We start from the raw sequence: 15,084 nt of genomic DNA, 5'->3' as shown, positions 1-15,084 counted from the left end.
GGGATTTTTATACGATTCCTAGCTTGTAAATCTATTCGAATACTTTAACATTTGCTGCAAATTCTTCTTATTTTTCTCTTTAATTTCTTCCTTCCTTGGTATGACCGGAAATGCGTCATTGCTATCATGCCAGTGGTGGGGAAGGGGGAGTGGCGATTTCTGTTGCCATTTCTCTAGCCATGCCATTGGTAGATCACCGGTTGCGATTTGGTCTACCTTCATCACATTCCAAATTTGTGCCCATGCCCTTGGAACAACGCGCCAAATATCATAGCCACCGCCGCCTAATGCAATCCATTTCCCATCACAGTAAATGTGTGCCAGTTCATGTGCCAAGGCTGGAATTCTCTCGTAAATTTCCATAGTGCCACATAAATGGGTGAGGGGATCATAGCAATGTGCATCTGCACCGTTTTGTGTAAGAATGACGTCTGGTTTAAAATACGCCGCAATATTTTTGAAAGCGGATTCATAAACCTCGACGAAAGATTCATCCTGCGTAAATGCATCGATAGGCAGATTAAAGGTGTAGCCATGGCCTTCTTTTATTCCACGTTCGTTCACTTCACCGGTACCGGGGAAGAGGTATCTTCCTGTTTCATGAATTGAGAAAGTACAAACATTTGGATCGTCATAAAAAGCTGATTGTACGCCATCACCATGATGTGCATCGGTATCCACATATAATACTTTCAACCCGTAATTTTCACGAATATATTTAATTGCAATCGCGGCATCATTGTAAATGCAAAATCCAGATGCTTTCCGTTTGAATCCATGATGGAGACCGCCGCCAAGATTGAGTGCATGGTCTGAATCTCCGTATAGTACTGCATCTACGGCTGTTAAAGAACCGCCGACCAAGAGGCTTGCTGCTTCATGCATATTCGAAAAAACTGGGGTATCCTCTGTTCCGAGTCCATATAGCAATCCTTCATCCTTATTTAATTTGCCTTCTCCAGCCTTTTTAACGGCTTCAATATAGTGATAATCATGGAATAATAACAATTCCTCGTCGGTAGCGAGTCGAGGCTGGATGATATCTTGATCCTTTAAGACTGCAGTCGATTCAAGCAATTCCTTTGTCATTAATACCCGATGCTGGTTGAATGGGTGGTCCTGATTAAACTGGTACTGTAAATAATCATTGGAAAAAACGAATGTTGCATTACGTGTCATAGTTTTGGCTCCGAAATATTGTTCGGCCATAGTAGTTGATATCCAGCGTTGCGCAGATCTTGAATGACAGGCGTTGGATTCATGGTTTGAATACGGAAAACGAGAATTTTATAATCAGGATCATCTTTATACGGATAGATTAATACGGATACGATATTGACGTTTCGTTTCCCTAAGATTGCTGTTACACCTGGAAGCATTCCGGGAATATCGAGCACCTTCACTTCAATGAGCGAGCTTTGCACATTGGTTCCTGTTAATTGAATTAAGGTGTAGAGCATGTCTTTTTCCGTTACGACGCCGATTAATTTATAGTTTTGTACAACAGGTAGGCAAGCGATTTCCTTATCATGAAAAACGCGGGCAATTTCTTCTACAAAATCTAATGGATGCACACTAATAACGGGACTGCTCATGATGGTTTGAATTTCATTTTGCAATTCCTCGTGATTGCTATTCTCCAAGAAAATCGAAGGACTTGCATCACGGATGTCGCGGTCAGAAACAATGCCAATCACATGATGCTGCTCATTGACAATTGGAATATGGCGAATGCGGTAATCTTGTAACAATTGTAGCCCTTGTGCAATCGTTGCAGTGGGCGGTAATGTAATGACATCTTCTGTCATAATTTCTTCTACTAACATATTAAATACCCTCCCTCATGGAACGATTTTTATGACGACCAAGAAACCGTAGTATGTCGAACGTTTCAATTGATTCTTGTGGCACGTTATTGCCGATACGAACCATCAAACAGTTTGCTGGATGTGAAATTATTTCTGGATCATCGGTAGGAGCCGGTAATAGACCACCAGCTGCCATCATTTTCTCCATTACTTTACGGTAATTCCAGATGCTTAAATTAGTACCGGTAAGATCCCAGTGCCAGTAATACTCTGTTGAAATGAGAATATAGTTTTCCATATATGGATCACTCATGGAAACTTCTATAAGGCTCGAGCCGACTTTTTCCCCACGATATTCCGGGATTGTCTCGATCGCTCCTAGTTCAATTAAATCTTGCATATGAAAGGTGGACCACCGTTCAAGTGGATCAGGATGTAGATATGTCACATAGCCAATTATCGTTGATTCCGTACGGGCAATGATAATTCGCCCTTCTGGAATATCAGCGATGCTTAATAATGCTTCAAATTGCTTTGATGCTGGTCGGAATGCTGTTAGATGTTCATGGAATTGATATTTGTCCAGTTCGTTTCTGTCGACAGGGCCTTCGATTATAATGGGGCCTTTAGAAGTTTCTAATGTTCGTTGGTTATATGTTTTTGTGTGTTCCATCTTATCACCACCTAAAGTGTAATCCGCTTACATAAATCTATTATACAGGATTTATAATGAAATTTTTAGTATTATTTGAAAGTTATTTATCGAGGTGTGTGATTTGCTGATTACTCTAAATTTTAACGGCGAAAAAATAGAGAAGCGGTTTGCTTCTCTATTGGTTTATTGGGTATCGCTATTTTCTGCATTTTCATCGGCAGGTGGGGTGTCTTTATTTACTTCTTCACTTGTTTCTTCTGTTGTACCATCCTCGCTCGCTTCTTCTGGTTTTTCTCCTTCTACTTTTTCTGGTTCTTCCGGTTGGTCCACTTTTGGTTCACCGACTGCGACTTCAGTTGATCCGGCAGACTCTAAGCCAAAATAATCAACAGCTTTTACATGATAAACCCCAGTACCATTTCCGATTGAATAAGATGTTGATGTTGTTTGCCCAATCTTCTTAAATTGACCACCGGGATTGTCAGCTCGATAAATGCGATAACCAACAACATCTTTGCTTCCAGGTATTTTCCACGTTAAGTTACTTCCTGATTTCGTAACCGACGTAGGGGCACCTGGAGCTTGTCCGTCATCGGAAACGGAATTACCAATCTTTGAGCTAGGGATGCCGATTTTCTCCCATTTGCTTCGCTCTGCTGGTGGGAAGAGCAGGCTAAGGTCGGATAGGCGATCATAGCCATTCCGCTTTAAGAATTCTGGATTGAATGTTAGGCCATTCCCTTGGACAAATTCTGCTGGTGTTTTTGCACCGGCTAATACGGATCTTCCATTAACAATTACTTGTTTTCCGGTAATTAAACTATCGTCTCTTTGTGTTGGGACAAATTTTGCATTAAAGAGATCTGTCTTGACGAGTCCAGCTTGCGCGCATAGATCCGATGGGAGCATCCCTGAAATCGAACAGTAGCTTTGCTCGACAATGCCATCCGGTCTAGCGAATTGCTCTGCTGGTGCCATTAATTCTGGGTTTAGGTCGGATGCAGCATTGACAAGCGCAGCCCAGAGCTTAATATTTCGATTGGTATGATGTAAGTCACATGATTCACAAACTAATGAATCTGGTGTTTTATATCCAATCCATGCACCAAACGTTACATTTGGGTTAGATGCAACAAATAGCACATCGTTTGTGTTTTGTGATGTTCCAGTTTTTCCTGCCCAATCAACATTTCGATATTTTAATTGTGAATTTAAGTATGCTGCAGACCCTTCGGAAATAACATCACGCATCATGTCGATTGTTAAATAACTTGTTTGCGGTGAAAACACTGGAACAGGTTCGCTTTGATGTTGATAAATAACGTCTCCATCTACCGTTGTAATCTTCTCAATCATATAGGCGTCGACAAATTGCCCACTATTTGCAAATGTTGCATAGGCGTTCGTATTTTCTTCGAGTGTAACACCTGTTGACGTTCCTCCGATTGCGAGGGATAGATTCGCATATTCGTCGTTACCTAATGTTGTAATGCCCATCTTTCGTAGGTATTGGTCAACAGGATTATCATTCATGATTCGATCATACGTTTTAAGTGCTGGGATATTATAGGAATTCGTTAAATTATCACGAGCGGAAAGGATCCCGTGAAATCTTAAGTCAAAGTTTCCTGGAGTATATCTACCCCATGATGTTGGAATATCCGCTATCGGTGTCCCAGGTTGGACAATCCCTTTTTCCATTGCCGGTGCATAGGCGAGCAGTGGCTTCATCGTACTTCCGTTTGAACGCGGACGGGTCATGTAATTTATTTGGTTATCTTCATTAAATCCGCGTCCACCAAGGAAGCTGATAATTTTCCCTGTATGATTTTCAATTAAAACGCCACTTGCTTGAACGGACTGCTGGATTTGCGTTTGGCCATCCTTTGTTGTTATGGTTGTCATTTTGTCAGGACCATATTGTGTGAAATTCATCGCGACATCTTGGAACTTTTCATAGATTTCTTTATTTATTGTCGTATGAATTTCATACCCATTCATTCGTAATGCTCGGTCTGCCAGTCCGTTATACTCGTCAAGCAATCCTTCTGTGTTTCTTAAATCTTCCATCGTATATCCAGCTTCTTCTGCGAGAACATTACGAATAATCGTTTTCGCTCGCGCTTCCACTTCGGTTGTTAAGTATGGATACGTCTCATTAGGAGAATCAACCTCTCCAGTGAAATCGGCGACAATATCATAGTTAACAGCTTCGTTATATTGTTCTTCTGTTATGTATTCCATATCATGCATCCGATAGAGTACGGTCTTCATTCGGTCTATTCCAAGTTGAACACCAGCCTCATCTTTTAATCCACCACCATTTTTAAATGGAGTGTATGCCGAGGGGCTTTGTGGTAGACCTGCTAAATAGGCTGCCTGTGCTAAATTTACATCACTTGCATTGATTCCGAATATTCCTTTTGCAGCGGTTTGAATCCCAGCAATATTTCTCCCGGAAGCATCGCGGCCATATGGAATAATGTTTAAATATGCCTGTAATATTTCATCCTTATCAAAAAATTGTTCTAACCGCAATGCCAGTAAAATTTCCTTTGCTTTTCGCTCGAAGGACACTTCATTTGTTAAGATTTGATTCTTAATTAATTGTTGGGTTAATGTACTACCACCAGATTGTACGGAGGTGTTCAGTACCTCCTGTAATAATGCACGGATAATTGCTTTTGGAACAACACCATGATGCACTCTAAAGTATTCATCTTCAGTCGCAATCACAGCATCGGTTAACATAGGGGATATCTTATCTAATGTTGTTTTCTCACGATATAAATCAGATCTAACATCACCAATATAAACATCATTCGCAAAATATAGCTTTGATGTTTCTTCATAATTATAAATTTCTTTTTCCATTTCCGCTGCACTTGGGATTGGTTCGTCTTTAACGAGCGATGCGAAATAGCCCGCACCGATTCCGCCAATAAAGAATGCGCCGATAAATCCGATAATTAAAAAGAATAACACCACGCCCCAAACAACATCATATGTAATTCTTGATGCAAGCTGGATCTTTCCTGTTTTCCATAATGCTTTCATTTTATTCGCAAATTTATGTAGTGATTCTTTAAAATTCATGTAAAAACCCCCTAAAATTCTTTTATTATTATAGCATAAGCGCGATTTTTGTTATACAGTATTTTCAAATTATACATTGCAAACAGATTACAAATATGGTATGAATAGATATATGAAATTTATCGTATAGCGTTTATGTGATGAAGGAACCCAAGTAGTATTGCAAATCCCTTTGATAGAGAGCTGGCGGTTGGTGGAAGCTAGTATACATTTGCAGGCGAATTACAATCTGGAGCATTTTCTTTTCAAGTACTAGATTTTTAGGAGTGAAAAGAAACGGTGGAGACATCGTTAACAACCCCAAGTGGCTAATGTATTAGCAACAAGGGTGGTACCGCGTGTTTAACTCGTCCCTTTTTTCGATAGGGGTGGGTTTTTTTGTTTTTAAATAAATAGGCAGAACATGTCTATCTATTTACGGAATGTATGTTAAAAATAATGATGGAGTGTGATCGGAATGGATATTTTACAGGATTTAGAAAATCGTGGCTTAATTCAACAGGTGACAGATCGTGAGGGGCTTGCGGATCATTTGGCTACGAATCAAGTTACATTATATTGTGGTTTTGACCCAACAGCTGATAGTTTGCATATTGGTCATTTAGTTCCGTTAACCATGCTAAAACGCTTCCAAAAAGCAGGACATAAACCAATTGCACTTGTTGGTGGTGGAACAGGAATGATTGGTGATCCTAGTGGCCGCTCATCGGAAAGATCATTAAATACGGCAGATACGGTCCAAGGTTTTGTGGATAAAATCCAACAGCAAATTGGCAAATTAGTTGCAAAAGGTCAAGGGGAGAACCCGGTTGTTTCTAGAAATAATTTTGAGTGGTTGGGAAATACGACCGTAATCGATTTTCTTCGTGATACAGGGAAGCATTTTAGCATCAATTACATGCTTGCAAAGGACTCTGTTGCCTCTCGTATTGAGAACGGGATTTCCTTTACCGAATTTAGCTATATGCTCTTGCAATCACTCGATTTCTTGAATTTAAATGAATCAGAAAATTGTACCTTGCAAATTGGTGGTAGTGACCAGTGGGGCAATATTACAGCAGGGATGGAATTAATTCGCCGTTCACGTGAAAATCAAGATGAGGAAATAAAAGTATTCGGACTTACGGTGCCATTGATCACGAAGGCAGATGGCACGAAATTCGGAAAATCTGCTGGTGGGGCGATTTGGCTTGATGCTGACAAAACAACACCATATGAATTTTACCAATTCTGGATTAATACCGATGACCGTGATGTGATTAAGTTTATCAACTACTTTACGTTCTTAGATGATGAAGAAATTCATGCGTTACAAGAGGAAGTTGACAACCATCCGGAAAATCGCGTTGCACAAAAACGATTGGCTGAAGAAATGGTTAAGGTGGTTCATAGTGAAGAAGCACTTATTCAAGCACAAAAAATTTCCGACGCGTTATTTAGTGGTGACTTGAAAAAGCTTTCGGGAAGCGATATTGCGCAAGGGTTTAAAGATGTACCAACATTTGAGGCGAAGAAAGAAGATATTGGCTTAGTTGATCTGCTAGTAAATGCAAAAATTTCACCATCGAAAAGACAGGCGAGAGAAGATATTCAAAATGGTGCCATCTACATTAATGGGGAAAGACTGCAGGAAGTAAGCTATGTTGTAACAGCAGATGATCGTATCGAGGATACATTTACGATCGTTCGTCGTGGGAAGAAGAAATATTCATTGGTTAACTTTCAGTAAGAAAAGGGCATGGATGAGTTGATGAGACTTGTCCGTGCTTTTTTATTGAACGGTTAAACCTGCTGCTATAAGAAAGTTGTTGAAAGTAAAAAAACCTTAGAAACATAAAGTCTCTAAGGTTTTTAAAATGAATAGCTTTAAAATTAACGAGAGTAAAACTCAACGATAAATTGTTCGTTAATTTCTGCTGGAAGTTCAGAACGTTCAGGTAAACGAGTGAAAGTTCCTTCTAATTTCTCAGCATCAAATGTTGTATATTCAGGAACAAAGTTGTTTACTTCGATTGCTTCCTTAATGATGTCAAGATTTCTAGATTTCTCGCGAACACTAATTACTTGACCAGGGCTTACTAGGTATGATGGAATATCAACACGTGATCCATCAACTAAAATATGACCGTGGTTTACTAATTGACGTGCTTGTGGGCGAGTACGAGCAAGACCTAGACGGTAAACAAGGTTATCTAAACGTGATTCAAGTAAGATCATGAAGTTCTCACCATGAATCCCTTTTTGTTTACCAGCTTTGTCAAACAAGTTACGGAATTGACGTTCGTTAAGTCCGTAAATGAAGCGAAGTTTTTGCTTCTCTTGTAATTGCATACCGTATTCTGATTGTTTCTTTCTTTGGTTCGGTCCATGTTGACCAGGAGCGTAAGGGCGTTTATCTAATTCCTTACCAGTTCCAGTTAATGAAATGCCAAGACGACGTGATTTTTTCCAGATTGATCCAGTATAACGTGACATAGGACATTTCCTCCTTTATATTTTATTTTGTATAAAAATAAAATGACCGTATTCTTTACGTTGTCCATTATGTTTTCATGTACCATCGCTCCAGCAGCAAAGAGTTACACGATACACCTCTAGAAGAGGAACAAAATGGGTTCAAGCGTCGAACACACTAGGCTACCTTATTAATTTACACAACGACTAGTATATAATTTATTCGGGTTAATGTCAAGAAATAATCTTGCATATTTTTTTATGATTATTTGTTAAAACGTTGGTGCAATTATTAGGTAGGGAAAAGTTTATATAAAGTGCGAACTAGTTTAATGTTATAAGGGTTCTTGGGCCAGTCGCTCCAGAAATACACTTCGCTTTCCGCGGGGAGCTGGTGAGCCTCTTTGTGCTAACGCACTTCAGAGTCTCACCTAGGCTCTTCTTCCCGCAGGAGTCTTCGTGTATTTCTTGCGCTGGGATTGTAAAATAAACATATAAAAGAGTAAATTGCCACTGACAATCGACGTTAATTGAAGTGAAAAAATGAAAGTCACGTGTGAACAGCAACTGCTGCCTAGAACTGAAATCAAAATTGTCACTTGTCCAAAGTTTATTTGAAAACACCTTTATATAAATGCCGACAAACAATTTGGGGAATTCCTGATTAATTCAATTTCTTTGACAAATTAGTCCAGGCCCTGTGCTAGATTAAAAGCTATTGTTAGACATCCTTTGCTTCCAATGTGTAAAAAATTTACAATTCATTTTCTGGTAAAATATAGGAAAATATGACTAGTTAATGTATAATTGGTTACATAAGTGAATTTAAGTAACGTGCGGGTGGTTATCTTATGAAGACAAAAGAAGCGTATTCCATAAAATTCCAACAATTATATTTTGATTTATTAGTTGAATTTGCGAATTCTGTTATGGATGTCGAACAGATTTTTCAAACGGCAATTGGGCAACTGAAGCATCTAATTGATAGTTCTTATTGTGCAGTTTATGTGTATCATCCGGGGGTCCAACAGTTCCGTTTAGCGCATTATCAAGCTGATAAGGCACTATTCCAACCGTTAGAAATCGTGGGAAGAAATAACCATTATGATGAACATATGGTATTGCAGTATGTCCCACTGGGTATGGAAGTGAAAATTATTCCACTAAAACCGATTGGAGATGTGGAGATCTTATTCGTCTTTTCCGTAGATCAGGAACATCAGCCATTTACGGAAACAGAGGTTATTTCTTGTATGAAGGAAACGGAAAAGTTTTTATCAATCATTATTCCATTGATAAATAATAAACAAAACAACGATAATCATGAATTTCTATATGAACTAAGTACACGGCTATTCGCAAAAAATATCCAAACAGAAATATTAACAGAAGTTGTTGATGCATTGAAAGTCCGTTATCCAGACTATGAGTTTTATTTACTATTATCCCAAGACAGTGATGCTGGTGGATTGCCGATTAAAATGATAGAGTACACGGATGATCAAGCAGATAATAAGAGCACACGAGCATTCCTTACCGGTGAATTGCAGATTGAGATCCAGGAAGAAGAAGGGATCGCAAGTATTTACGCACCACTTGTTGGAAATCAAGCAATCTATGGTGTGCTGCAAATAATGACTTCCATTTCCACATACTTTTCTAGGAAAAGCCTCTTGTTTCTGACAGAATTTGCTAATTTAACTGGAATTGCAATTGAAAGGACAACCTTATATCAAAATTCAAAGGAACAGGTTTCATCCTTATCATTTGTGAATGAATTTTCGAGGAGATTAAATTCGAAACTGGAAATCGATGAAATAACAAGGCTTGTAAAGCAGGAAATTATCAATCTTTGCAGTGCAAGTGAGGTTGGTTTTATCTATTTTGATGCAGAGAATCAATTGGGTAGTAATGTGCTGGCAGAAAGTACGGCATATTTCAGTACCGAAGCGGGAAAACAGTTTGTCAAACCATTAATGGACAAGGCAGCATCTGAGCGAGAGGCGATCTTTAGTGGGAATTTTGCCAGTAGCATTGCATCACAGTATCATTCCGTTATGGCAATTCCGATTGATCATACAGAATATTCAAATGGACTTGTAGTAATCTTGCATGAGGACAGATACCATTTTACATTTGAAAGCTTCAAATTAATGCAGGCATTAATCCAGCATACCTCACTAGCAATCACGAATTCGCTATTAAGAGAGCGGTTAGAGCGAACGGTTATTACCGATTATCTAACGGGGCTATATTCAAGAAATTATTTAGAAGAAAGTATTGAAACGTCATTTAAAGCGGATAAAAGAGGGGTATTGCTGCTCTTTGATATTGATAATTTTAAACAGATTAATGATACGTACGGACACCATGCAGGAGATCAGGTGATTATTCAGGTCTCGGATACGATGAGACAATATGTAGACATTGCATATGGTCATGTTCCAGCAAGATGGGGTGGTGAAGAATTGTCTATCTATTTGCCGAATGCTATGATAGAGGAAGGAATCGAAATTGCAACGCATATTCGTGAAAAGGTGGAGGCAACTTCAAAACCGGATGTGACGGTTTCGTGTGGCGTTTCATCCTGGAAGCAGGGTGATCAAGATACAACGATTAATTTATTTCTGCGAACAGACAGGGCGCTATATCAAGCAAAGCGTTTAGGAAAGAATCGGGTAGAAAAAAACTAGCAGCTTTATTGTCGGCTGCTAGTTTTCGTTAACTCAAAGATATTTTTCTAGTGTCCTTACGAATTTCTCGAGGTATACTTCATCAACCTCATCGAAGCGGTTGATATTTGGGCTATCAATGTCAAGCACACCATATATTTCGTCATTAACGAATACGGGAACCACTATTTCCGAGTTGCTGGCACTGTCACAGGCTATGTGTCCTGGGAATTGATGCACATCGGCAATTCGCTGGGTTTTACTTGTCTTTACCGCTGTACCACATACTCCTTTTCCATAAGGGATTCGGATACATGCTGGTAGACCTTGGAATGGTCCGAGCACTAATTCGTCCTCTTTCCACAGATAGAAGCCAACCCAGTTAACCTCGGTTAAAAATTGATTTAATAATGCAGATGCATTTGAGAGGATTGCAATCTTATCTGTCTCACCTTCTGTAAGAGCAGCTAATTGCTTGATCAGTAATTCATAGTCTTTTTCTCTATTGCCGGCCTTTGCCGTTGTTTCAATCATAAATATTCCCCTTTCCATTATCATTATTTGATCATATTCGACATCTAAAATAATATTTGTCGAGAACAATTTGCAGGATAATTATATCCTTTGTCGTATTTTTAAAAATAAGGAGTTGATTAACATGCAAAAGAATCCAGCAAAACAAAAAGTAATTGATGCAGCTTCTTCCCTCTTTTTTCAAAAAGGCTTCCAAGCTACAACGGTTCGTGATATAGCTGAAAAAGCTGCCGTTAACGTATCATCGATTAGTTATTATTTTAATAGTAAGCAAGGTCTTCTCGAATATGCAGTGACAAATTATTATGAAGAATACTTGAAAACGATTGAGGAACAACTGGAATTACTCGATACATTCACACCACTTGAAATTTTACATGAATTGACTTTAACCATTATACAATACAAACAAATGAATCATCAATTAACCTGTTTTATCCAGCGGGAGTTATCGTTTGACTCCGTGTTTGTTCGGGAAATGGCGGTTACCTATTTAGCGAAAGAGAACCATTATATTCAAAAGGCATTCAATGGAGCGCTAGAAAGTCATGTGAAGCATGATATGAAGGAATATTTATTCTTACAGTATAAAGGGATGCTAATTACCCCATATATTTTACATAATGATTGGAAGGATCAAATCATTGGCGAATATTCCCATCAAATATTTGTAAAGAAGTATGTCTTAACGATCCAGAAATGGATTGATTTTATCGTTGAAAATGAAGGGGAAACGATAGGAAAACAGGGAAATCGATATCAAAGTGCAAAAATCTAGCGAATCATGAATTAATTTGTTAAAACATTAACCAAAATAATACATTCCATGGTATCATAGTTAATATATTTAAGGAAATAGGATTGAATTTTAAAATAAAAAAAGAAATATCCTCTTGTTTGGAATTCGGTTGGGAGGCACTGTATGGTTGTTTACTTCATTGGGGCTATTTTAGTCATCATCGTATTATTAATCATTGGACTAATCTTAAGAAAACGGATTTATGATGGAATTGACAGGCTAGAAGAATGGAAGCTCGATATTTTGGGGCGTAATATCGCTGCACAAATTAGTCAAATCAAGAACTTAAATCTATCTGGCGAAACCCAGGACCGGTTTGAAACGTGGAGAGATCGCTGGGAGTTTATTGTTACAAAGGAATTGCCAGATATTGAGGAACTACTACTGGATACTGAGGAAGCCGCGGATCGATTCCGTGTTTCAAAAGCGAATAAGACAATGGCAACAATTGAAACAACATTGGAATCAATTGAGAAAGATATTGAGCAGATGTTGAAAGAGTTGGATGAGCTTCTGGAATCAGAGGAAACGAGTAGGCTGGAAGTGGAGGAGCTTGAGCCAAGTATCAAGTCGTTACGTAAAGTTTTTTCTCGTAATCGACTACAGTATGGTAGAGCAGAGATTCACTTCGAAAAATTGATGGACGAACTGGACGAGTCCTTTGCGAAATACCATGAGCTCGTTGATGCTGGAAACTACCTTGAGGCAAGAAGGCTTGTTGAGCAAATACAGCATGATAAAGAAACATTAGAAACACAGCTAGAAGAATTCCCTGCAATCTACAAAAAATGCAGACATGAATTACCATCGCAATTAGATAATTTATTAGCTGGTGTCAAAGAAATGAAGCAAGATGGCTACCATATCGAACATCTAGCATTTGAAAAAGAGATCCGTACATATCATGAAAGACTTAACGATTTACTGCAATTACTTAATAATGGTGACACAGACGATGCTGTTGGGATGATTGAAGAAATCGATGAGCGAATGAAAGAAATGTATCAGCTTCTTGAAAAGGAAGCAATCGCGAAAAATTACTTAGGAACCAAGCTACCAAGCTTCGAACATACCCTTGAGGACATTACCGAGAAGTATGATACGACAAAAGAAGAAGTTGAGAAGCTGCGGAAAGCTTATTATTTTGAAGATGGTGATATGGAAAAATATTTAACAATAGGTAAGAATATTACTTCCTTGCATGAGCGATTATTGGTGATAAAAGAGGAAATGGATGATGTAAATGTAGGACATTCTGACCTCAGGGAACAAATCGAGAACGGCTTCGATAAACTGGAGGAACTTGCAGTAAGACATGAAGCATTTAAAGAGAGCATTGCGAATTTGCGCAAAGATGAGCTTGAAGCAAGAGAAAATCTGGAAACGATGCGTAATCAATTACAGACATTAAATCGTAAGCTGAAAAAGAGCAATATTCCAGGGGTACCGAATTTTATTTGGAATAGTATGGAGAATACGGCAAATAAAAATCAACAGGTAATTGTCAGCTTGGAGAGGCAGCCACTCGATATGGGGGTTGTTCAGCATGCATTACTTGACGCACAAACATCTCTTGAGCAAACAATCGAACAAACGGATATGATGCTTGAACAAGCGTATTTAACGGAGCAGGTGATTCAATATGCGAATCGATACCGCAGTAGGAATCCAATATTGGCTGCAAAATTAATCGAGTCGGAGCGTTTGTTTAAAGTGTATGAATATGAGCTTGCACTGGAAACGGCAGCAAAGGCAATTGAAGAAGTTGAACCGGGTGCATTAAAACGCATCGAAGACAATCAAACAATGGTGATTCATTAATTTTTTTAAAATAAAGGGCTGTCGCTAAGAATGGGATTTGTTTCCAATCGTAGTGATCAGCCCTAGCTTTTGGTAGTTGAGAAAAAAGGGAGGAATGACGATGATTTACTTAGATAATAGTGCAACAACAAAGCCAGATGAAGCGGTATTGGCAAGTTTTGACCAAGTTTCCAAGCAGTTTTATGCGAATCCTTCCTCGATACACCAGTTTGGCGGGACAGCGGAGAAGCTATTACATACAGCAAAGAAACAAGCTGCGGAACTTTTGCATGTTAGTAGAAATGAAGTTGTCTTTACCTCTGGCGGAACAGAAGGAAATAATATCGCAATTAAAGGAATCGCCCTCGAACATCAAGGGCGGGGAAAGCATATTATTACATCGGAAATTGAACATCCATCAGTCGATGAAGCATGTCGAGCATTAGACAGATTAGGATTTACGGTTACCTATTTACCAGTGGATGAAAATGGTGTAATATCATTAGATGATTTAAAAAATGCAATCCGTGAAGATACGATTTTAATTAGTATCATGCATGTAAATAATGAAACAGGTGCCATTCAGCCAGTTGAAGAGATCGGAAGAATCGCGAAGCAGCATCCGAAGCTGTTTTTCCATGTCGACGATGTGCAAGGGTTTGGCAAGGTGCCACTTGATTTACCGGATAGTGGGATTGATTTATGTACGATTTCTGGCCATAAAATCCATGGACTTAAAGGTACAGGGGTTTTATATGTGAACAAGCATACAAAGCTATTTCCGTTATTCCATGGGGGAGAGCAGGAGCAGGCAATTCGTTCCGGTACAGAAAATTTAGCGGGAATTGTTTCGTTAGTAAAAGCAATGCGCCTAATAAAAGACCGCGAGAAAACAGAAGTAAATAATTTGTACGACATGAAACAGTATCTTTTCGAAGCACTCGAAGCAATTGACGGTGTTCATGTAAATTCGCCAAAGAATGGCGCACCACATATTATCAATATTTCCGTCCCTGGAATTAAACCAGAAGTAATCATTCATATGCTCGGGGAGAAGGGGATTTATATTTCGACTAAATCTGCATGTTCTTCCAAACAAAAGGACGAAAGCAGGATTCTTGTTGCATGTGGATTTGATAACGGGAGAGCAACATCTGCGCTCCGAATTAGCTTGGCATATGATAATACAAAGGAAGAGTTGGCGACGTTCGTTGAAGCACTAACGCTTGCTATTACACAATTTAGAAAAGTTATGGAGTAGATATT

11 protein-coding genes and 1 other annotated feature are annotated in these 15,084 nt (G+C 38.8%); of the genes, 5 read left to right on the top strand and 6 right to left on the bottom strand.

The window, feature by feature from the left end:
• Positions 1-18 precede the first annotated feature (18 nt).
• The 4 genes from CWR48_RS17205 to CWR48_RS17190 all read right to left on the bottom strand — a co-directional run bounded on the left by CWR48_RS17205 (position 19) and on the right by CWR48_RS17190 (position 5,559).
• A complete protein-coding gene (locus tag CWR48_RS17205) occupies positions 19-1,179 on the bottom strand; it encodes an acetoin utilization protein AcuC (RefSeq protein WP_115774559.1) in 1,161 nt (386 codons plus the stop codon).
• Complete coding sequence (locus CWR48_RS17200) at positions 1,176-1,826, bottom strand: acetoin utilization AcuB family protein (RefSeq protein WP_115774558.1); 651 nt, start codon at positions 1,824-1,826, stop codon at positions 1,176-1,178. Before CWR48_RS17200 ends, CWR48_RS17205 begins: the two co-directional genes overlap by 4 nt.
• A gap of 1 nt (position 1,827) precedes the next feature.
• Positions 1,828-2,481: a GNAT family N-acetyltransferase gene (locus tag CWR48_RS17195; protein ID WP_115774557.1), complete on the bottom strand. Its 654-nt coding sequence runs from the start codon at positions 2,479-2,481 to the stop codon at positions 1,828-1,830.
• A gap of 165 nt (positions 2,482-2,646) precedes the next feature.
• Positions 2,647-5,559, bottom strand: coding sequence for a transglycosylase domain-containing protein (locus CWR48_RS17190; protein WP_115774556.1), 2,913 nt, complete (start codon positions 5,557-5,559; stop codon positions 2,647-2,649).
• A 131-nt stretch (positions 5,560-5,690) separates the two neighbouring features.
• Positions 5,691-5,917, top strand: a binding site (T-box leader).
• 99 nt (positions 5,918-6,016) lie between these two features.
• Between CWR48_RS17190 and tyrS the strand changes: the two genes are divergently transcribed.
• Positions 6,017-7,288 carry a tyrosine--tRNA ligase gene (gene tyrS, locus CWR48_RS17185; RefSeq protein ID WP_115774555.1) on the top strand — a complete coding sequence of 424 codons (1,272 nt, stop codon included), beginning with the start codon at positions 6,017-6,019 and terminating at the stop codon, positions 7,286-7,288.
• A 143-nt stretch (positions 7,289-7,431) separates the two neighbouring features.
• Here tyrS and rpsD read toward each other — a convergent pair whose 3' ends face one another.
• Entirely contained in the window at positions 7,432-8,034 is a 603-nt protein-coding gene (rpsD, locus tag CWR48_RS17180) for a 30S ribosomal protein S4 (protein ID WP_115774554.1), read from the bottom strand.
• An 830-nt stretch (positions 8,035-8,864) separates the two neighbouring features.
• On the opposite strand from rpsD, the gene CWR48_RS17175 reads away from it, so the two are divergent.
• Positions 8,865-10,706: a sensor domain-containing diguanylate cyclase gene (locus tag CWR48_RS17175; RefSeq protein WP_115774553.1), complete on the top strand. Its 1,842-nt coding sequence runs from the start codon at positions 8,865-8,867 to the stop codon at positions 10,704-10,706.
• 33 nt (positions 10,707-10,739) lie between these two features.
• On the opposite strand, the gene CWR48_RS17170 is transcribed toward CWR48_RS17175, so the two are convergent.
• A complete protein-coding gene (locus CWR48_RS17170; RefSeq protein ID WP_115774552.1) occupies positions 10,740-11,219 on the bottom strand; it encodes a GAF domain-containing protein in 480 nt (159 codons plus the stop codon).
• Positions 11,220-11,343: 124 nt separating this feature from the next.
• On the opposite strand from CWR48_RS17170, the gene refZ reads away from it, so the two are divergent.
• From refZ to CWR48_RS17155, 3 genes are all read left to right on the top strand, one after another.
• A complete protein-coding gene (refZ, locus tag CWR48_RS17165; protein WP_115774551.1) occupies positions 11,344-11,997 on the top strand; it encodes a forespore capture DNA-binding protein RefZ in 654 nt (217 codons plus the stop codon).
• A gap of 144 nt (positions 11,998-12,141) precedes the next feature.
• A complete protein-coding gene (gene ezrA, locus CWR48_RS17160) occupies positions 12,142-13,839 on the top strand; it encodes a septation ring formation regulator EzrA (RefSeq protein WP_115774550.1) in 1,698 nt (565 codons plus the stop codon).
• 100 nt (positions 13,840-13,939) lie between these two features.
• Positions 13,940-15,079, top strand: coding sequence for a cysteine desulfurase family protein (locus CWR48_RS17155; protein ID WP_115774549.1), 1,140 nt, complete (start codon positions 13,940-13,942; stop codon positions 15,077-15,079).
• Positions 15,080-15,084 lie beyond the last annotated feature (5 nt).

Origin of the sequence: Oceanobacillus arenosus (genome assembly GCF_003369575.1) — a bacterium.
In the GTDB taxonomy this organism is placed as follows: domain Bacteria; phylum Bacillota; class Bacilli; order Bacillales; family Amphibacillaceae; genus Oceanobacillus; species Oceanobacillus arenosus.
Note: the sequence above shows the minus strand (reverse complement) of the source record. Positions and strands in the feature narration are given on the sequence as shown.